Origin of the sequence: Flintibacter sp. HCN-6482 (genome assembly GCF_037892565.1) — a bacterium.
In the GTDB taxonomy this organism is placed as follows: domain Bacteria; phylum Bacillota; class Clostridia; order Oscillospirales; family Oscillospiraceae; genus Lawsonibacter; species Lawsonibacter aceti.
Genome location: NZ_JBBKBK010000001.1, coordinates 926944 through 947604, shown reverse-complemented (window position 1 = coordinate 947604; position 20661 = coordinate 926944). Strand labels below are relative to the sequence as shown.

17 protein-coding genes are annotated in these 20661 nt (G+C 55.5%); 15 read left to right on the top strand and 2 right to left on the bottom strand.

The window, feature by feature from the left end; all coding sequences use genetic code 11:
• The first annotated feature begins 36 nt into the window (after window positions 1-36).
• Entirely contained in the window at window positions 37-2004 is a 1968-nt protein-coding gene (locus tag WKS99_RS04680) for a TRAP transporter permease (protein WP_186852379.1), read from the top strand.
• 543 nt (window positions 2005-2547) lie between these two features.
• Entirely contained in the window at window positions 2548-3153 is a 606-nt protein-coding gene (locus WKS99_RS04675; RefSeq protein WP_186852378.1) for a cytidylate kinase-like family protein, read from the top strand.
• Window positions 3154-3225: 72 nt separating this feature from the next.
• On the opposite strand, the gene WKS99_RS04670 is transcribed toward WKS99_RS04675, so the two are convergent.
• Entirely contained in the window at window positions 3226-4194 is a 969-nt protein-coding gene (locus tag WKS99_RS04670) for a LysR family transcriptional regulator (RefSeq protein WP_147572874.1), read from the bottom strand.
• A 130-nt stretch (window positions 4195-4324) separates the two neighbouring features.
• Here WKS99_RS04670 and WKS99_RS04665 point away from each other — a divergent pair, with 130 nt between their 5' ends.
• Genes WKS99_RS04665 through WKS99_RS04650 form a run of 4 tightly spaced genes read left to right on the top strand, consistent with a single transcriptional unit; the run spans window position 4325 to window position 8164 of the window.
• Complete coding sequence (locus tag WKS99_RS04665; RefSeq protein WP_147572873.1) at window positions 4325-5026, top strand: RraA family protein; 702 nt, start codon at window positions 4325-4327, stop codon at window positions 5024-5026.
• Window positions 5027-5069: 43 nt separating this feature from the next.
• Window positions 5070-6323, top strand: coding sequence for an SLC13 family permease (locus WKS99_RS04660; protein WP_240288746.1), 1254 nt, complete (start codon window positions 5070-5072; stop codon window positions 6321-6323).
• Between the two features lie 15 nt (window positions 6324-6338).
• Window positions 6339-7190 (top strand): DUF6282 family protein, encoded by an 852-nt coding sequence (locus WKS99_RS04655; protein ID WP_186852375.1) that lies wholly within the window; start codon window positions 6339-6341, stop codon window positions 7188-7190.
• Window positions 7191-7201: 11 nt separating this feature from the next.
• Window positions 7202-8164, top strand: a complete 963-nt coding sequence (locus tag WKS99_RS04650) for a hydroxyacid dehydrogenase (RefSeq protein ID WP_340405403.1) — start codon at window positions 7202-7204, stop codon at window positions 8162-8164.
• Window positions 8165-8294: 130 nt separating this feature from the next.
• Here the strand turns inward: WKS99_RS04650 and WKS99_RS04645 are convergent, their stop codons facing one another.
• Window positions 8295-9491 carry an ABC transporter ATP-binding protein gene (locus WKS99_RS04645; RefSeq protein WP_186852373.1) on the bottom strand — a complete coding sequence of 399 codons (1197 nt, stop codon included), beginning with the start codon at window positions 9489-9491 and terminating at the stop codon, window positions 8295-8297.
• A 640-nt stretch (window positions 9492-10131) separates the two neighbouring features.
• On the opposite strand from WKS99_RS04645, the gene WKS99_RS04640 reads away from it, so the two are divergent.
• From WKS99_RS04640 to WKS99_RS04600, 9 genes are all read left to right on the top strand, one after another.
• Window positions 10132-11112, top strand: coding sequence for a thiamine pyrophosphate-dependent dehydrogenase E1 component subunit alpha (locus WKS99_RS04640; RefSeq protein WP_240288741.1), 981 nt, complete (start codon window positions 10132-10134; stop codon window positions 11110-11112).
• Window positions 11112-12182, top strand: a complete 1071-nt coding sequence (locus WKS99_RS04635) for an alpha-ketoacid dehydrogenase subunit beta (RefSeq protein WP_340405436.1) — start codon at window positions 11112-11114, stop codon at window positions 12180-12182. Before WKS99_RS04640 ends, WKS99_RS04635 begins: the two co-directional genes overlap by 1 nt.
• 17 nt (window positions 12183-12199) lie before the next feature.
• The gene (locus tag WKS99_RS04630; RefSeq protein ID WP_340405402.1) at window positions 12200-13783 is read left to right on the top strand and encodes a 2-oxo acid dehydrogenase subunit E2; all 1584 of its coding nucleotides are present in this window, start codon (window positions 12200-12202) and stop codon (window positions 13781-13783) included.
• Window positions 13784-13796: 13 nt separating this feature from the next.
• The gene (lpdA, locus tag WKS99_RS04625) at window positions 13797-15167 is read left to right on the top strand and encodes a dihydrolipoyl dehydrogenase (RefSeq protein WP_147572863.1); all 1371 of its coding nucleotides are present in this window, start codon (window positions 13797-13799) and stop codon (window positions 15165-15167) included.
• Between the two features lie 88 nt (window positions 15168-15255).
• Window positions 15256-16005: an SDR family NAD(P)-dependent oxidoreductase gene (locus WKS99_RS04620; RefSeq protein ID WP_147572862.1), complete on the top strand. Its 750-nt coding sequence runs from the start codon at window positions 15256-15258 to the stop codon at window positions 16003-16005.
• A gap of 173 nt (window positions 16006-16178) precedes the next feature.
• Window positions 16179-17315, top strand: a complete 1137-nt coding sequence (locus tag WKS99_RS04615; protein WP_340405401.1) for a GNAT family N-acetyltransferase — start codon at window positions 16179-16181, stop codon at window positions 17313-17315.
• A 54-nt stretch (window positions 17316-17369) separates the two neighbouring features.
• Complete coding sequence (locus WKS99_RS04610; protein WP_147572860.1) at window positions 17370-18266, top strand: carbohydrate ABC transporter permease; 897 nt, start codon at window positions 17370-17372, stop codon at window positions 18264-18266.
• Window positions 18263-19099, top strand: a complete 837-nt coding sequence (locus WKS99_RS04605; protein ID WP_186852368.1) for a carbohydrate ABC transporter permease — start codon at window positions 18263-18265, stop codon at window positions 19097-19099. The genes WKS99_RS04610 and WKS99_RS04605 overlap by 4 nt, the downstream gene beginning before the upstream one ends.
• A gap of 65 nt (window positions 19100-19164) precedes the next feature.
• Window positions 19165-20577, top strand: a complete 1413-nt coding sequence (locus tag WKS99_RS04600) for an extracellular solute-binding protein (protein ID WP_147572856.1) — start codon at window positions 19165-19167, stop codon at window positions 20575-20577.
• The last annotated feature ends 84 nt before the right edge of the window (window positions 20578-20661 follow it).

Here is a 20661-nt window from a genome sequence, read left to right as displayed (position 1 = left end):
CTGTGTGAATCTGTAGTAAGGAAAGGATTCAATTTTATGGCAGAAAAAGAGTACAAGGAGATCGACATAACCTCGTTGGACAGCGAACTGGCCGCGGCCAAAGCCGTAGAAGATGGAAGAAAGGACAAATTTATCAAGATTGCTACCATTGTGGCGATCGCCATGACGATTTTTCATATCTACACCGGGTTCTTCGGCCTGTTTGATTTTGTGACACAGCGAGGTGTCCATCTCAGCTTTGCCCTTACCTTAGTGTTGCTGACGCAGCCCCTTTATAAGCACGTCTTCAAGGACAAGTTTGCCGGGAATAAAGGCTTCCGGATATTTTGCCGGGTGGTGGATATTGCCTTGATCGCCCTCACTTGGCTGGCTTGGTGGATGGCCCAGGATGAGGTGCATCACATGACCGAACGCCTGAGCCAGACAACATGGATGGCCGTCTTTGCTGGTGCGGTTCTGGGTCTGGTAGTTCTGGAGTGTGCCCGGCGTGTGCTGGGCTACATTATGCCTGTGTTAGCTCTGATTTTTGTGGCCTACGCCTTGGCTGGGCCCCATCTGCCTTGGGCTATTGCTCACCGGGGCTACTCACTGGAGCGTATTTGTTCCTTCCTGGCCACCGACTTGGACGGCTTATTTGGTACGACAATGAGTGTGTCGGCCACCGTCATTTTCATGTTTGTAATGTTTGGCGCATTTCTGGAATCCTCCGGCTGTTCCGATTTCATCAATAACATCGCTATCTCCCTGACCGGAAAAATCAAGAGCGGCCCTGCCCTCTCTGCAGTGGTGGCTTCCGGACTGATGGGCTCCATTAACGGTTCCGCCGTAGCCAACGTGGTGGGCACGGGCACCTTTACCATTCCGCTGATGAAGTCCCGCGGCTACAAGCCCGCTTTTGCTGGCGGTGTGGAGGCGGTGGCCTCCACTGGCGGCCAGATACTTCCTCCAGTTATGGGCTCCGGTGCCTTCCTAATGGCGGCATTTACTGAAAACCAGTATATTACGATCTGTATTGCCGCCGTCATTCCTGCCCTGTTATACTATTGGGGCTGCGGAGTGGCGGTTGTCAGCCAGTCTGAGTTGGCGGACATCAAGTTAATGGATCCCAAGGATGTGCCCAAATCCCGGGACGTGATGAAGACCGGCTGGATCTATCTGCTGATTATTGCGATCCTGCTGTATTGCCTGTTGGTGGCCCAGTATTCCCCGCTGTACTCCGCCCTGTGGGCGACCTGCGCAGTGCCTGTTATCATGCTTTTTGACAAGAAAAAGCGATTCACCCTAAAAAGCATTTTGCCTGCCATGGCAAAATCTGCCTTTAGTTCCATGTCCATTGTTATCGGTTGTGCCTGCGCCGGATTTGTGGTAGGCATGGTGTCTCTCACCGGTATCGGAGTCATCTTCGGTGACATGATGATCCAAGCGGCCCACGGCTTGCTGTTCCCTTCACTGCTCTTTACTGCTATCACTTGTGTTATCCTGGGCATGGGCCTGCCCACCACAGCGGCCTATGTCATTGCCGCCTCTATCCTGGCTCCCTCCCTGATCAAGCTAGGTCTGCCTGCGCTGACCGCCCACCTGTTCGTGTTTTATTTTGCCTGCCTGTCTGCCATTACACCTCCTGTAGCCCTGGCAGCCTATGCTGGCGCTGGTATCGCAAAGACAAGCCCCATGACAACGGCAATCGAGGCATGCAAACTGGGCTTTGCCGGATTCATGGTGCCATTCGCCTTCTGCTATAATGAGGCAATGATGATGCAAGGCAACGTGGTGGATATTATTTCGGTGGCGGTTTCAGCCATTGTTGGTACGGCTGTGATTTCCGCGGCCTTCCAAGGCTGGTTGCTGTGGAAACTGAATATCCTGGAACGGACAGCCTTTATCGTAGGTGGTCTGTTAATGTTCATTCCTGGAACAGTGACAGACCTGATCGGTCTTGCTATTGCGCTTCTCCTGATCTTGATTAACATGAGAAAATGGAAGAAGATAAAGCAATCTGTGTAGCCTGACATACATAGGAATTCTTTATAACATATGTGAGAGGCTCGGAACTGTTGATGACAGTCCCGAGCCCTTTTTTGCCCACTTACCATAAAGTGTTTAAATTTGGAACAGCTTGCTTGAAGATAAAAATTCCAAAATCCCGAGGGATTGAAAAAGGCGGGAGGGGCTGGGCGTCCTGATGGGAAAATATGCGATACCACGTACTATTTCCTTATTGGCCGCGGCGTTGTATAATATGATAAAGCAGATTTTTGCTGCCAATATGGTGGCCTGTCCAATCACCATGGTGGCACAGGTGGCGGAAGTGATAATCAGGACGGCTGCTTTTCCAGCATCAGCATAGGAGCGGGACGCGCCGAGGGAGCTCTTCAGGGCACTGGGAATGCGGCTGTGCTCTGCGTGTGCTCCTCCCTGTCGCTGCCGATGCTTTTAGGATCTGGATGGAGTCCCGAATTCTATGCCGGGGTTAAATCTGTTGACTTTTTTGATTGTGGCGCCGGTCATCCGAAAAATCTATCGAGAGCTAAATGAGGAGGAACGAATATGAGCAAGACAATCATTACCATTAGCCGGGAGTTTGGCAGCGGGGGCAGAAGTATCGGAAAATCAGTGGCCGAGGCTCTGGAGATCCCCTACTACGACAAGGAACTCATCAAACAAGTGGCGGAGAAGACCGGCTTCGCGCCAGAGTATGTAGAGAATGCGGGGGAGTACGCGCCTGGAAAGTCCATTCTGGCCTATTTCGCCGCCTTCAGTGGGCGGGCTGATGTCATGGGCGGCATGAACGCCTCCGACTTCCTATGGTGTATGCAGCGCCAGGTCATTCTGGATCTAGTGGAAAAAGGTTCCTGTGTGATCGTAGGCCGCTGCGCCGACTATATTTTGAAGGATAACCCAGACGCCTTCCATATCTTTGTCCACGCCGCTCCTGCCTTCCGGGCAGACCGGATCGTCCGTCTGTACGGTGAGAGCGAGAAGAAGCCGGAGGAGCGGCTGCGCGACAAGGACACAAGGCGAAAGGTCAACTATAAGCACTTCACCGGCAGGGAATGGGGGCGCTGCCAGAACTACCACCTCTCTCTGGACAGCGGTGTCATTGGCGTTGAAAAGTGTGTTTCCATGATCGTGGAACTGGTCCGGTCCAGATAATAGAATAGAAAAGCGCCGGACGGAAAGATACTCTTTCCAGCCGGCGCTTTTGCTGCCAGACGGACGGAAACATCAGTCGGAGATCTGTCCCAGACGCTCCATGCGGGTGCGCTCCACGTCGCTGAAATAGTCGAAAAGCTGCTCCAAAAAGAATTTGGAATAGTGGGACAGATAGCGGTCCTTCATGCGGATGAGAGAGAGCCGCTGGGACAGGGGCTCATTCCGGTAAAGCAGGGGAAAAATGTTGATATCCGAAGGGATGTTGTCCCGCTGGCTGACCAGGTTCGCCTGGGAGCAGAAGCAGGCGGCCAGTCCCTGGAAACAGGCGGTGATGCCGGCCTGGGTATAGGTGCTGGTGATATAGGCGCGGGGAATCAAATTGGCGCTTTCAAAACACTGGTTGATCTGGCGTCCCATACGGTTGTCAAAAATGCAGAAGGGGAGCTTGGAGAAGTCCTCCACATGGGCGCCGGAGAGGGCCTTCCGTTTCAGCATCGGGGCCTGTTCACCATAGTAGGACTGAAGCAGGGAGTCCGCGACACAGAGATAGACCTGGTCGTCCATCAGGTGGTGGGTGACCAACTTGGGGTGCTCCTCACCGTTGAGGGTGATAGCAAAGTCGAGGGACCGGTCTAATACCAGCGGCTCCAGACGGGGTGTGATGGTGTCGGTAATGTGGATGTCCACATTGGGATAGCGGGCAGAGAACTGCGGCAGGACAGCGGGCAAACACATATTTAAGCGCAAGGCGCTGGCGCCGAAACGGAGGACGCCCCGCTCCTGCTGCTCGATATCGGACAGAATGTCCTTCAGATTGGTCTGTTCCTTCATCATCACCTCCGCAAAGGCCAGCACAAACTCCCCTGCCGTGGTCAGGGAGAGGGATGGCTTGCGGTGGAGCAGCCGAACGCCATAGTAGTCCTCCAGACGTTGGATGTGGTTGCTTAACGTCTGCTGGGAGATAAAGAGGCGGTTGGCGGTGCGAGTCATATGCAGGTCCTTTGCCAACTCGGAGAAGTAATATAGACTGGTCAGATCCATACATACCTCCACAAAATTTTTTTGTTAAAAACTCAAAAAAACTCCGTTTGATTTTTGGATACCACTATATTACTATGAAACTACAAAATCCGCAACGCAAAAAACAAGGAAAGCAGAGGAGGAATTGATTATGTCTGTTGGCAAGAGGATCTACCTCAAGCGCGAGATGCCGGACCCCGAGATCATGGCGCAGTTTAAGAGCATTCCCGCATCCAACACCGCCGATGTCATGGGCCGCAGCTGTGCCATGAACCCCCGTATCAAGCTGGTGAGTCAGCCAAAGGACCAGATGATGGTGGGTCCGGCCTATACCGTCAAGGGCCGGGCGGGGGACAATCTGGCTCTCCACGCGGCGCTGAACCTGTGTCAGGAGGGGGATGTGCTGGTGGTGTCCAACGAGGAGGACGATACCAGAGCTCTGATGGGCGAGGTGATGATGGCTTACCTGAAGTATACCAAAAAAATCGCCGGTATCGTTCTGGACGGCCCCATTCGTGACATCGACGAGATTGGACATTGGGATTTCCCGGTCTACTGCACCGGAACTACCCCTGGCGGCCCCTATAAAGAGGGTCCCGGCGAGATCAACGTGCCCATCTCCTGCGGCGGTGTCAGTGTTAACCCTGGGGATATTATCCTGGCTGATCCTGACGGAGTGATCGTGATTCCCAGAAAAGACGCTCCCGTGATTCTGGAGGAGGCCAAGAAATTCCAGGCCGCGGATGAAAAGAAGCTGATTGCGGCCAGAGAGGGTACTGCAAACCGGGCCTGGGTGGAAAAGACACTGGAAGAAAAGGGGTTTGAAATCATCGACGACGTATACCGGCCCTGAACACATATTTCCCGCCAATACAACGACATAAGGAGAGAGAACCATGAGTCCAATTACGATCGCACTGATCATTCTGGCAATCACTGTCGTCCTCTTTATCTGGGAGCCGATTCCCATCATCGTCACTGCCATTGGCGCGTCTATCGCGTTCGCCTACACTGGTCTAATTACCATTGATGATATCTTTACCGGCTATAACAGCACAACTATCGTTCTTTTGGCTGGTATGATGGTGATTGGATCGTCCCTGTTCCACGCCGGCATCACCGATTTGATTGGTGAAAAGATGGTTCGTGTAACGGGTAAAAGTGAAAGGAATATCATTCTTGCCACATTGATTGTGTCCTGCGCCCTCAGCTCTGTATGCAGCAATATTGGTGTGATGACTGCAATGGCTCCCCTGGTTACCGCCATGTGCATCGCCGCCGGAGTTGGTCCCTCCAAGGCTCTGCTCTCCCTGCTGTTCGGCGCTCAGTTTGGAGGCTTTGTGACCCTGGTGGGTGTCGGCTCCAACGCCACGGCCAACAGTGTAATGAGTGAATTGGGCATTACTCCCTTCGGATTCTTCAGCATCACTCCCTTCGGCATCGGTATCTGCATCCTGGGTACCCTGTACTTCACCTTTATAGGGCGCAAGCTGATCCCCGACACCGGCTATGTTCCTGAGTTTGCCAAGACCGATAAAAAGCCCTTGGACAAGAGAAAGGCCGCTATTTCTGTGATTACACTGCTGTGCGTGCTGGTGGTGATCGCGGCCAGCCCCAAGAACATGCCTATGCATGTGGCAGCTGTGATTGGTGCTCTGATTATTGTGGGTACCAAGTGTATGACTGTCCAGGAGGCTATACGGGCTATTGACTGGAACTGCATGTTGCTGGTTGGTTCTCTTACCGCAATTTCAACCGGATTCAAGAACAGCGGCGCGGGTGATGCCGTGGCGGAACTAATCTTGAAGATCCTGGGCGAAGATCCCAGTCCCTTTATGGTTACGACTGTGATCTTCTTTGCCGCCGCCATCCTGACCCAGTTCATGTCCAACATTCCCTCTATTATGCTGTTCCTGCCTATCGGCATCTCCATTGCCGAGCAGATCGGTGTCAGCCCATATCCTGTGGCCATGACTATCACTTTGGCGGGTGCCGCTTCCTATGCCACCCCCTTTGCTGCGCCCCAGAACATGATGACGGTCGGCTGGACCCACTACAAGTTTGTGGACTTCTGCAAGATTGGTCTGCCTATGCTGTTGGTCACCTATGTGGTGGTGGTTGCGCTGGTTCCGATTTTCCTGCCTTACTAAAGAAAGAGGTGCACGATGGAAGACCTCCTAAAGGGCGCATATGACCTGCATATCCATACGGCTCCTGATGTAGTTCAACGGAAATGCGGAGATCTGGAGCTGGCCCGGCGGCTGGTCCATCGGGGGATGGCCGGGTGCGCGATCAAGAATCACTATTTCGATACTGCCGTCCGGGCGAAACTCCTTCAAGAGCAATTTCCTCAGCTGAGAGTTGCGGGCGGCGTGACGTTGAACCGTTCTGTTGGGGGTGTAAATCCCGATGCGGTGGAGCGTTCCGCCCAGGCGGGCGGCAAGCTGGTCTGGTTTCCCACCCTGGAGGCCCGGTCATACCAGCAATATCAGCATCGGAACGAGCCCAGTGCAGACCTGTCCCGGTTTTTGTCGGTCTGCGATGAAAAGGGAAATCTCCTGCCCCAGGCGCTGGAAGTGCTGGATGTGGCCACACGACACCAAATGGTGGTGGGGACTGGTCACATTGGGGCCGATGAGGGTATGGCTCTAGTCCGGGCTGCGGCAGAGCGAGGCTGCACCGTTGTCTTGACCCATGCGGATAACCCGGCCGATTGCTATTCGATCCAACAACAGCAGGAGGCCGTGGCGTTGGGAGCCTATGTGGAACACAGCTTTTTTACCACATACCACAACAGGACATCTATCGAGGAGATCGCCCGGCAAATCAGGGCGGTAGGATGTGAACATGTGCTGCTGACCACAGATTTTGGTCAGCTGAATTCCCTCTATTCTGACGAGGGTATGGAGGAATATGCCCGGGTGCTGATGACCCAGGGATTTACCGCAAAAGAGTTGGGGATCATGATGCGGCAAGTGCCTGAGCGTTTGCTGGAAGGGATGTCCTCCGCAGACTAAGGAGTGTAATAATGAGTTATAAGGTTTTACTGCCCCAGCCGATTCTACCCGAAGGCTATGCCTATCTCCGTGACCACGGCTATGAAGTGGTGGATGGACGTGGCTTTGCGGAGGAGGATGTGCTGGCGGATGTGGCTGACTGTGACGCCATGATTGTCCGGACCGCTAAGATTACCGCGAAGATACTGGACAACGCCCCCAAACTGAAGATCATAGCCCGCCATGGGGCGGGCTATGACGGAGTTGACTTGGAGGCTGCCCGCCGCAATAAGGTGCTGGTCACCACTGCCGGCGGGGCCAACGCCATCTCGGTGGCGGAGCTGGCGATTTTCTATATGCTCTACTGCTCCCGGAATTTTAAGGCCGTGATGGCCCACTGCGAGAGCGACTACCGCTATGCCAAGATGGGAATCCCAAAGACCGAGCTGGAGGGCAAGACCTTGGGCTTGATCGGCACGGGCAACATCGGAAAACTGGTGGCGAAGAAAGCGGCGCTTGGCTTTGATATGAAGGTAGTGGCATATGACCCCTTCGCCCGGGAGCTGCCGGACTACATTCAATTAACAGAGGATCGGGACGAGGTGTTCCGCTGTGCCGACTATGTGTCTCTCCATGTACCCGCTACCAAGGACACTGTTCACAGCATCAGTGACCATGAGTTTGACCTGATGAAGGAGAGCGCCTTTCTCATCAACACTTCCCGAGGAAAGATCGTAGACGAGGCGGCGCTGATCCGAGCCCTTGAAGCGAAGAAGATCGCGGGAGCCGGCCTTGATGTGGTCGAGCAGGAGCCCTTCGACTTAAAGAATCCTCTGCTGAAGATGGAGAACGTACTGGTCGCCCCTCACATCGGCGGCGCAACCAAGGAGGCGTCCACCCGGTCCTCCCTGGCCTGTGCCCAGGCCATCGACGACTTTTTCTCCGGCCGTACGCCCAAGTTCATCGTCCCTGAACTGCGGGACCTGATTGGATAACGATTGACCAAAAAAGAGCGCGGAGCCCCAGTGGGGCCCGCGCTCTTTTCCTTGCTGAAACGATGAGACCGGAGCCCGTAGGGGTTCCGGTCTCATCTGTTATCAAAAAGAAACGATTTGCTGGAGCGGATTAAAGCTCCAAATTGTTCTCGTCAGCACCAAAAATGTGGCATACGTTGCCGCCGAAAGTGAAATTGATCTTGGCGCCGTAGGAGAATGTCTCCTTATGGCTGCCGGAGATATCCATGGTGGGGACAATGATAATTACATCCCGGCCCTGGGTGTTGGCGTGGAGATGGACCTCGCTGCCCATCATCTCTGACACATCTACCGTGGCTTCGATGGCGTTGGTGCCGTCGTTGAGGATGATGTGGTTGGGGCGGACGCCTAAGGTGACATCCTGAGCGGAAACTTTCTTCGCCGCTAGGGCTTGCTGCTTCTCTTCAGAAAGCTCCACCTTGACCGCCCCGGTGGTGACAAAATAGCGCCCACCTTCCAGAAGCAGTTTGGCATCAAAGAAATTCATCTGGGGTGTGCCAATAAAGCCGGCAACGAATAGATTGGCCGGGTGGTCAAAGACCTCCTGAGGCGTGCCGATCTGCTGGATAAAGCCGTCCTTCATGATGACAATACGGTCGCCCAGGGTCATAGCCTCGGTCTGATCGTGGGTAACGTACATAAATGTGGTATCGATTTTCTGGCGCAGTTTGATGATTTCGGAGCGCATCTGGTTGCGGAGCTTGGCGTCCAGATTGGACAGGGGCTCGTCCATCAAGAGCACCTTGGGTTCCCGCACGATGGCGCGGCCGATGGCAACGCGCTGACGCTGGCCGCCGGACAGGGCCTTTGGCTTCCGGTTCAGGTACTGGGTGATGTCCAGAGTGGCTGCGGCCTCCTTCACCTTGCGGTCGATCTCGTCTTTGGGCATTTTCCGAAGCTTCAGGGGGAAGGCCATATTTTCATATACAGTCATATGGGGGTACAGGGCATAGCTCTGGAAGACCATTGCGATATCACGGTCTTTGGGCTCTACGTCGTTCATCAGTTTGCCGTCAATGTACAGCTCGCCTTCTGAGATCTCCTCCAGACCGGCGACCATCCGAAGCGTGGTGGATTTTCCGCAGCCGGAGGGACCGACCAGTACGATAAACTCCTTGTCAGCGATATCCAGATTGAATTGCTGGACAGCTACCACGCCCTGGGAGGTCACCTCAAGATTGGCTTTTTCGCCTGTGGGAGCCTCGCCTTTTTTGGAAGCCTTCTTTTTCTTGCCGTTGCTGGCATGGGGATAGATCTTTTTGATGTTTCTAAGGGAGAGAGTCGCCATAGTGATCGGCTTTGGTGTCACGGCCTCTGCCTGTGACCCCTTGCCCGCGGAGAGCGGAACTCCGCGGACGTTGCAGCAGGTCTCCACACTGCTGTACCGCAAGCCGCGCGGATATTTGGTCCTCCTTACTTTATTAGCCTGACAGACTATAAGAATGGAGTAGGCTGCCGGCCTGATCTAAATCGATCGCTCGATTTTGGCTATTATACATGATGATTTTGGGAAACACAAGTAAAATGAAGGTAAAAAGTGCCGAATAAAAAGGTAAAGAGGAATACCATCAACCTGAAAAATATATTAGTAATTAATAAAAAGATAAATGAAATGTAAAAAATAAGAAAAATAAAAGAAAAATGTTAGTAAAAATAAATAATTATAAAAGAAAATAAAATATTGTTCGAAAAATAAAAAAACAACGTGAGTAAAAGAAGGTTGAGAAAAAATAGATAAATTAGATTTGAAAAAATTTATTTTCAGTCTATTATTGACAAAAATAAGAGCTAGAAGTATACTTGCTTTACGTTCGAGGAAATAAAATATTAGTAATAAAAAGAGGGGGAGAAGGGACGGGACTGGTTGGAAAACAGTGGGAAGGAATACGGCACAGCCGGCAAAATGTAATGAGCAGGAGGATATGATCATGAGCGATTTCCCATCGAAAGAAAAAGCCCTTGGAATGTACAAAAAGATGTACGAGATCAGAAAGTATGAGGAGAGTATCTACTATCTGTTTTTAGAGGGCATCATGCCCGGCACCATCCACCAGAGCACTGGCGAGGAGGCCAGCGCCGTTGGTATGCTCTACGATTTGAGCCATGAGGACTGGATGGCCTCCACCCATCGGCCCGCCGGCCATGATATCGCCAAGGGTATCAGCGTCAAGGCCATGATGTGTGAGATGTTCGGCAAGGCCGAGGGCTGCTGCGGCGGCAAGGGCGGCGCTATGCACACCGGCGACATCTCTGTGGGCGCTATGGTGGCCAACGCCATCGTTGGCGGAAACCTGCCCATCGCGGCGGGTGTCGCTCTGGCCTTTAAGATGCAGAAGAAGAACAATGTGGTGGTCTGCTTCTTTGGCGACGGGGCCAGCAATGAGGGCTCCTACCATGAAACGATGAATGTGGCCGGCCTGTGGAAGCTGCCGGTGATCTTTGTGTGCGAGAACAACCTGTACTCTGCCACCACCTCAATCAGCCTGACCTGCCTGCAGGAGAACGTGGCCGCCGACCGGGCCGCCATCTACGGCATTCCCAGCGAGGTGGTAGACGGCAACGACGTGCTGGCTGTCAACGAGGCTGCTACGCGGGCCATTGCTCGGGCTAGGGCTGGGGAGGGTCCTACTATCCTGGAGCTGAAGACCTACCGCCACGGCGGACACTCCCGAAACGACGCCTGCGGCTACCGCCCCAAGGAGGAGGAGGCCGAGTGGTTTGCCAAGGACCCTGTGGTTCTGTTCCGGAAGAAGATCCTGGAACACGGCGTGATCACGGAGGAGGAACTGCAAAAAGAAGAGGCGGCTATCGAGCAGGAGATCGAGGACGCGGTGGAATACGCCAAGCAGGCGCCCTTCCCGGCCAACGAGGACGCTCTGATCAACGTGTTTAAGGAGGATGATGAGTGATGGCTGTGATGTCTATCGCTGACGCGCTCAAGAGCGCCATTGCGGAAGAAATGAGAAGAGATCCCACCGTATTCTGCATCGGTGAGGACGAGGATATCCCCGGAGGTATGGGCGGCGCCTTTACCGTTACGAAGGGACTGGCCGACGAGTTCGGCGCTAATGTGAGATCCGCTGACGATAAGGGCTTCGGCGGCACGCCGGTGCCCATTGGCGAGGCTCGGGTCATCAACACGCCCATCGCGGAGATCATGATTTCCGGCGTGTGTGTCGGCGCGGCTATGGCGGGGATGCGCCCGGTGGCCGACCTGCAGTATGGCGATTTCCTGTTCTGCATGATGGATCAGCTGGTCAATCAGGCGGCCAAGATGCGCTATATGTCCAACGGTCAGGTGTCTGTGCCGATGGTCATGCGGGCCCCCTGCGGCGCCACCAACCGCGGTGCCCAGCACGCCCAAAGCCTGGAGAGCTATTTTACTCATGTGCCCGGACTGAAGGTCATCTGCCCCTCTACCGCCTATGATGCCAAGGGCATGATGAAGCAGGCCATCCGGGACAACAACCCAGTGCTGGTATTCGAGCACAAGCTGCTGTACGGAGGCTCCCGAAAGGAGGCCGGCCAGCTCAGCTCCGCCGGCGAGGTGCCCGAAGGAGATTACACCGTTCCCTTTGGAAAGGCGGCCATCCGCCGGGAGGGCAAGGATGTAACCATCGTGGCCAACCTGCTGATGTGGTATCGGGCGATGGAGGCCGCAGAAGAGCTGGAGAAGGAGGGCATCAGCTGTGAGATTATCGACCCCCGCAGCCTGGTCCCCTTCGACTATGATACGGTGCTGGCCTCGCTGGAGAAGACCGGGAAGCTGATGATCGTCCACGAGGACCACTACAACTGCGGCTGGGGCGCTCAACTGGGCTCCTATGTAGCTGAGAACGCCATCACCCTGCTGGATGCGCCTATTGTCCGCCTGGGCGCCACAGATACGCCTACCCCCTTCTCTCCGCCGCTGGAGCAGTTTGTGATCCCCTCTACCCAGCGCATCATTGAGGGCGCGCGCAAACTGGCCAGGCTGTGATCGGGAGGGACCGAACTATGGTACAGCAGATCAAAATGCCCTCTGCCGGACAGACCACCGATGAAGCCCGGATTACCAGCGTCAAGGTAAAGGCGGGAGATCCGGTGAAGCGGGGCGATATTCTGGTAGAGGCGGAAACTGATAAGGCGATCCTGCCGGTAGAGAGCTATGCTGCCGGCGTCGTGCTGGATGTTCTGGTCGCGGAGGGCGACGATGTCCACGCCGGAGATGTATTGGTAGCCGTGGGCTCTGAGGAGGATCGGAAGAGCTATGTCCGGAGCGGGGAATCCGCCCCTGCCGCTCCTGTGGTTCAGGCGGCCCGGCCCGAACCGGAGAAGCCGGCGCCGGCGGCCGGCGGCCAGCCCATCAAAATGCCCTCCGCCGGCCAGACCACCGACGCGGCCCGGATCACCAGCGTACTGGTCAAGGTGGGCGACAAGGTCAAACGGGGCGATACTCTGGTGGAGGCGGAAACAGACAAGGCGGTGCTGCCGGTAGAGAGTTATCTGGCCGGCACCGTGCTGGAGATTTTGGTCAAGGAGGGGGACGATGTTACCTCCGGGGATGTGCTGATGATGATCGGGAGCGGAGCCGCTGCCCCCCGTCCCGCTGCCGCTCCTGCTGTTCAGGCACCAGCCGCCCCTGCCGCTCCTGCCGCCGGCGTTCTGGATGAGGAGGAATATATCCCCATCATCAAGGGCGCTGCTCCCGCCCCTCGTCCCGCTGCTCCCGCTGTAGCCAAGGCCCTGTGGCCCGCTATGCCCAACGCCAAAATGCTGGCCCGGGAGCTGGGTGTGGAGCTGGCCGGTCTGACTCCGGCCAATGGGGTGATGCTTACCCGTAAGGATGTGCGCGCGGCTCAGGCTGCTGCTCAGGCGGCGGAGCAGGCCCGGCCCGCTCCAATCGCCGTGCCCACCGAGGCGGAATATGAGGTCCTGCCCATGACCAAGACCCGGGAGGTCATCGGCCGCCGGATGCTGGAGTCCGTCCAGAACATCCCGGCTTGGCAGTGTACGGTAAATATCAATATGGAGGCCTGCATGGCCCTCAAGCAGAGCTATCAGGAGAAGCGGGGCGTCAAGCTATCCTACAACGACATTATGGCCAAAGCCATCGCCGTGGCCTCCCGAAAGTTCCCTCTGGTCAACGCCCGCTGCGAGGGCGGCGAGGTCCGGGTCTACCGCCATACCAATGTGGGTCTGGCTGTGGGTCTGGATGGCGCTCTGCTGGTACCTGTGGTAAAGGGGATCGACACAATGGGGCTGGAGGAGATCGCGGACAAGTACCGCCAGGTGGTGAAAAAGGCCCGGGACAGCAAACTGGCCCCCTCGGACATGGGATGTGGCAGCATTACCATCTCCAATCTGGGTATGTTTGACGTGGATCAGTTTATTGCCATCGTTAATCCGCCGGAGAGCTGTATCCTGGCGGTGGGACGGATCGCTGTGCAGCCTGTTTGGGACGGACAGCAGTTCCAGCCCGTCCATATGATGAGCGTGACTGGCTCCTTCGATCACCGGATCATTGACGGAGCTTATGGAGCCCAGTTCCTGCGTGAGCTGAAGCTGCTGATGGAGAATCCTGCCCTGATGCTGGGCTGAGGAGGAATTCGCTGTGGAAACGTTTGATATTTTGGTGCTGGGCGGCGGCCCGGGGGGATACTCTTTAGCCATCGCTGCGGCTAAAAAGGGGCAGAAGGTAGCCCTGTTTGAAAAGGAGCATCTGGGTGGGACCTGCCTGAACGTGGGCTGCATCCCTACTAAATACCTGGTGGACAAGGCCAACGCCATGGAAAAGGTCCGCTCGCTGGTAGACAGGGAGATTTTCCGGGATGCCGGTTCTTTCAGCTTCCGCAAGATTCAGAAGGGCAAAGGGGAAGTGACGGCCAAGCTGGTGGGCGGCGTACAGTTTCTGCTGAAAAAGTGCGGCGTCACCGTGATAAACGGCGAGGCCAGTCTGGAGAAAAACCGGGTGGTCCGCTGCGGCGGACAGGAGTACAAGGGGAAAAATGTGGTGATCGCCACCGGCTCGGTCCCCATGACGGTGCCCATCCCCGGCCATGAGCTGACGATTGACAGCACCGGAGCGCTGAATCTGGAGCGGCTGCCCCGCCGTATGGTGGTGATGGGCGGCGGTGTCATCGGGTTGGAACTGGCCAGCGCCTTTGCCTGCTACGGCACTGAGATCACGATTATTGAGATGCTGCCCAGTCTGCTGCCCCGGGATCAGAAGGAAGCTGCCAATATGGTGGTATCTGCGCTGAAAAAGCAGGGGATCCGTATTCTCACCGGGGCTAAGATGCTGCGGGTGGAGAAAGGAAACGGCGCCCTGCGGGCGGTCTATGAGCTGGACGGAAAGCAGGACAGCGTAGAAGCGGATCAGGTGCTGATGGCGGTGGGACGACGCCCCAATCTGTCCGGGATCGACGCGGAGGCCCTGGGACTGAAGTTGAGCGAGAAGAAGCACATCCTGGTAGACGGCGCCCAGCGCACAAATTTGAAGGGCGTATACGCCATCGGGGATGTAGCGGGAGGGATCCAGCTGGCCCATGCGGCTTACGCCGAGGGCGAAGCGGCTCTGACCCATATCTTGACAGGCAAGGCACCCAAAGACCGGGCACCTGTGCCCAGCTGCGTCTATACGAATCCCTGCTTTGCCTCTGTGGGACTGAATACGGACAGTGCCAAAGAGGCCGGCTTTGATCCGGCTCTGGGTACCTTTGACTACTCCGCTAATGGTATGGCACTGGCGGAGGGAGCCTCCGGACGGGTGTTCGTGGTGGCGGATAAGGCCACCAAGCAGACTCTGGGCGTTACCATCGTCGGGGAAAATGCCTCTGAGCTGATTGCCTTTGGGGCCCTGGCGGTAGACAAAAAGCTGACTCTGGAGGAGTGGGAACGGATGGTAGTGGCCCACCCCTCTCTGGCGGAGATGGTGCGGGAGGCCGCTCTGGACGCCTTCGGAGCCGCGGTTCATAAGGCTTAACGGACCCGAAGGGCGGCCTCCTGCCGCCCTTCGGAGGGGCGGGCTCGGCGATGACCCCGCCTGCCCGACAGGAAAGGAGATCGGTTCAATGGACCATATGTTTATGCGAGATAAGGTGGCCGTGGTCACCGGCTCCGGCCGGGGGATTGGCGAGGCGATTGCCCGCCGCCTGGCGGAGTTTGGGGCCAAGGTGGTCATTACTGACATCAATATGGAAACGGCCCAGAGGGTGGTGGACGACATCATCGCCCAGGGGGGGCAGGCCAAGTGTGTGCTGTTCAACGTGGCGGACTTTGACCATATCAAGGAGAAGGTTGAGGAGATCAAGGGGCTGTTCGGCCGGATCGATGTGTGGGTCAACAACGCCGGCATTACCGGCTCCACACCTATAGAGGAGATCAGTCTGGAGAGCTGGGACAAGATGATGAACATTGACCTGAAGGCTATGTTCTTCTGCACCCAGGCGGTATTTGCCGTCATGAAGGAGCAGAATTACGGCAAGCTCGTCCATATGTCCTCTCTGGCGGCGCTGCGGGGCGGCCGAAGTTCTGACGCCTCCTATGCGGCGGCCAAGGCCGGCATCCTGAACCTGAGCAAATGCTTTGCGCTTCATGGCGCCGCATACAACATTACCTCCAACGCTGTGTGTCCTGGCAATATCCTGACGCCGATGGGCAAAACGCTCTCCTGGTCCCAGAAGGACCCCAAGACCTATATCCCCCTGGGCCGGTACGGCACTGCCGAGGACATTGCTAACGCGGTGCTGTTCTACGCCAGCGACCTGTCCAGCTATGTGACTGGTGATGCCATGAATATAAACGGCGGCCTTTATATGTAATATTAATAATATTAAAAAACATTTAAGGAGATATTTTACACAATTTTTACAAGAATTAAACAAAAAATCTTGACTAAGTAATAAAATATGTGTAAAATAAAATTGAAAATTCTTAAAAGAAATCGTTAAAATTTTACTAATAGTAACGAGGCGGAATGGAGGGAGAATCTGGAATGGCAAACATTTACTTGGTCCGGCACTGCGAGTCAGAAGGAAACGCCTGCCGGCGGACTCAGGCACAGACGGACGCTCTGGTCACCACGAAGGGCTATCTGCAAAATGAGATGCTTCGCCGCCGTTTTCGGGATATCCCTATCGACGGCATCTATTCTAGCGACGCCTTCCGTTCTATCATGACAGTGGAGCCCATCGCCAAGGAGCGAGGGCTGCCCATCCGAGTGAGGATCCACCTGCGGGAAGTCACCACTGGTGTCTGGGAGGATATGGCCTGGGGCAATATTGCCAAGGAATATCCCAAAGAAAGCAAAGATTGGGATGAGCACCCCTGGGCCAATACTACTCCGGGGGCCAGTACCTTTCAGCAGGTGGCAGACCGTCTGCTGTTCGGCCTGCGGCGCATTGCCCGGGAAGTGGGGGACGGGAATGCCCTGTGCGTATCCCACTCCTGTACCATCAAGGCTGGCCTATGCGCTATGATGGGGCGGCCCATGTCTGATGTGAAAGTGGTAGGCCATGGGGACAACACCTCGGTCAGCCTGATTCATGTAGACCGGGAGGGCAATTTCTCTGTGGAGTACATGAATGACGGCTCCCACCTCCCGCCGGAACTGCGGCGGGCCTGGAGCGGCGTAGCGGGAGCCGACATCAATATGGCTGTGGACCCGGTGGACTTAGACAAGGAGAGTCAGGTTCTGGAGGAACTGGCCAGAGCCCACGCCCGGCAGACAGAGGGAGCGGAAGTGCCCTTTGACGAAGCGGAGTGGCTGGCACGGGCCAGAGAGCTGACGGCCTACAATCCGGATTATTTGGCTGTCTGCCGCCTAAAGGGCCGCCCTGTGGGCTTTGTCTGGATGGAAAACGAGGAGGAGACTCCTGAGGACTGCGGCCATGTCAGGACCATGTTTGTCCTGCCAGAGCTTCAGGGTAAGGGTTATACTGAACAGCTGTTCGGATATGCGGCTCATGTGTTTCGGTATCAGGGGAAACGTGTTCTGACCGTCTCTGTTCCTCGGCTGCCCGAGGACCGGCGGGTGGTGGAGCGGTTTACCTTTGCCACTATGCGGGGCTTCCGGGACCGTATGGCCCTTGAGCTGTTCTCTCCCCCGTGCCCTTATCCCATCCTGGCCTGAGGCCGGGTGGATGACCGTTTGATGCTTTGAGCGAACAGAGGAAGGGTGAAAATTTTGAGCAAACTCCAAAGGGAACCGGGGAAGGAACGGCGCCTGGGACGGGTCAAACCGCTGCCCTATGTACTGATCTTTCCTGCTATGGCCCTGTTCACGCTGTTTACCTTTTATCCCTTTATCAAGACTATTGTACTGTCCTTCGCGCTGACCAATAAGCAGGGTAACTTTACCCAGTGGGTTGGTCCGGACAACTGGATCCGAGTGCTGACCAAGGACTCCTTCTGGGATGTGGTGGCCGTTACCTTGAAGATGGCCGCTATCAACCTGTTTTTTACCTTTATTGTCGCCATGATTTTTGCCCTGATGGCGACTAAAAAGGTCCGTTTTTCCAAGGTCTACCAGACCATGTACGCCTTGCCCATGGCCATCGCCTCCTCCCCGGCTGCCGCTATCTTCTTGTTTATCTACCGCCAGAAGAACGGCCTGCTGAATAATATTCTGGGTACGGAGATCGCCTGGACAAACGAGATGCCCCATGCCATCTGGGCGGTCTGCGCTATGACAATCTGGATGCATATTGGCGTGAGTTTCATCTTCCTGTTGGTAGGCTTTCGGAATGTGCCTGAGGACCTGCTGGAGAGTGCCCTGCTGGACGGGGCCGGCCCTTTCCGCCGAATTAAGGATATTATTATTCCAATGGCCTCTCCTCAGATTTTCTTTGTCCTGTTTCTGAACATCGGCAGCTCGTTCAAGAGCTTTGCTCAGATCAGACTGCTGACCCAGGGCGGTCCGGCTAACCAGACGAAGACACTAATCTACTACATATACGAGAACGCCATTATTAACGGTCGATTTGAAACGGCCTGCGTGCAGGCCCTGTTCCTGTTTGGGCTGATCTTCCTGTTCACCAGGATCCAGTTCGCCCTGGAGAAAAAGGTGGTGCATTACCAATGATTACGCCCCATCAGAAGAAAATAGCGGGAGAGATATCCTCCTTTGCTCTCAAGACGATCATCGGTATTTTGTTCATTTCTCCGCTGATTGTCGGCGTATGCTTCTCGCTGCAGACGGATCAGGAGCTGATGACCTATCCCCTGAAGCTGATCACAGCCAACCCCACCCTGGAGAGCTATGCTCAGGTTTTTCGGCAGATCCCCATTCTTCACTATCTGAAAAACTCTGCCGTGGTATGCTTGGTGTGTATCGTGGCCCAAGTCATAATCTCCTGTCTGGCAGCCTACGGCTTCGTGTTCTTCAAATTCCCTGGGAAAAACCTGCTGTTTACCCTGATTTTGATGACGACGATGATCCCTGGCGAGGTGGTGGTCATCACCAACTATGTTACCATTCAGAACATGGACCTGATTGACACCTATATCGGTTTGGTCCTGCCCTCCCTCATTTCGGGCACCGCTATTTTCCTAATGCGGCAGTATTTTATGACCCTGCCCAAAGATTATAAGGAGGCCGCTATTCTGGATGGCTGCGGTGACATGGGATTTCTCTTCCGTGTGGCTATGCCCCTGTCCATCCCTACCATTTCCTCGTTGGCGATCTATCTGTTCGTCCAGATCTACAACCAGTATTTCTGGCCTATGCTGGTCACCAGCCGGGACGAGATGCGGACCATCCAGATTGGAATCTCCTATCTAGTCACAGCCGATGTGGTGAACTACGGACATATTCTGGCCGGCGCCGTGGTAGCTATCATTCCCTCGGTCCTAATCTATATTTTGGGTCAGGATTACATTATCAAGGGCATGACAGCCGGCGGCCTGAAGGGCTGAGGCCTATCCTGATGTTGTAAAAAGCAAAGAGGCTTTTTATAAAAAATTGGAAAAGGAGCATTAGTATGAAAAAGGTCTTATCCATTGTTCTTGCGCTTGCCATGACTATGAGCTTGGCGGCCTGCGGCGGCAAAGACAAGCCCGACGACAGCAAGGGCAGCGCGTCTTCCGGCGCGGGCACCAGCGCCAGCACCCCCTCCACCTCCGGCGAGCCTGTCGAGGTTCTGTGGTGGACCGCCTTTGGCCAGGCCAACGTGGACCACCTGCAGAAGGTGATTGACGCCTTCAATGAGAGCCAGGACGCCTATCATGTGACCATCGAGTATCAGGGCAATCAGACCGAGCTGAACGCCAAGCTGGGCTCTACCGCCCAGGCCGATCTGCCCTCCATGTTCTCTGGTCCTGTGGAGAACGTAGCTATGTACGCCACGGCTGAATACTGTGTCCCGCTCCAGGGCTTTATCGACGCCGATACCAACGGCTGGCCTGAGCTGGAGAGCACCTGGGAAGCCATCCGCACCGCTTACTGCGACAACGAGGGCAACCAGGTCGGTTACCCCGTGGGCTACAGCTATCCCGGCATTTACTATAACGCCGATATGCTGGCTGAGGCCGGCATCGATCCCAAGGAGATCAAGAGCTTCAACGATCTCTATGACGCCTGCGTCAAACTGGTCGAGGGCGGTTATACCACCTACGGCGTCGGCTTCCATCCCGATGGCTTCTACTTCAACGCCGCTCTGGGCCGTGAGGGCCTGCAGGCATATAACAACAACAACGGCCTGGGCAGCGAGCGGATCACCGAGTGTCTGTACACCAAGGATGCCAAAGTACACGACGCCATCTACAATATGCTGGACGTGTATCAGAAGCTCCACGCGGAAAAGCTGTGTGTGGCCTACGGTTCTGACTACCAGGCTGAGGTTATTCCCCAGATGGCTTCCGGCGACTGCGCCATGTTCATGGGCGTGGTTTCTATGACCACCAAGATTCTGGACGCTGCCAACGGCGCTTTTGAAGTGGGAATCATCCCCATGATCTCCGCCACTGAGGCCGGCATGAATTCCGGCGAGCCCGCCGGCGGCACCGGACTGTGGATCTGCAACACCGGCGACACCGCTGAACAGCAGGGCGCCTATGAATTTATCAAGTTCGCCAGCACCGGCGAGCAGGCCGCTTCCTTTGCTGTCGCCACCGGCTATCTGGCTCCCAACCAGGAGTCCTATACCAGCGATACTTATAACGACTATGTGGCCAACACCTTCCCCGCCGTTACCGGCGTGTACGAGTCCCTGGCCGCCTCTGACGACTCCGCTACCAACCCCTATATCCCCATCTCCAACGAGATGAAGGTGGCTAACAAGCTGGCCATCGAAACCGTGTCCAGCGATCCTAAGGCTAACATCGACGACGTCATCAAGACTGCTGAGGAGACCATCCAGGAAGCGATTGACCTATACAATATGTCCAATCCCTGAGCGGACGGTGTTCCAGGTATAGCATAACTTCCCATGTGGGGGCAGGGCCAGGCCCTGCCCCCCTTTTCCGATGATAAAGGGGGA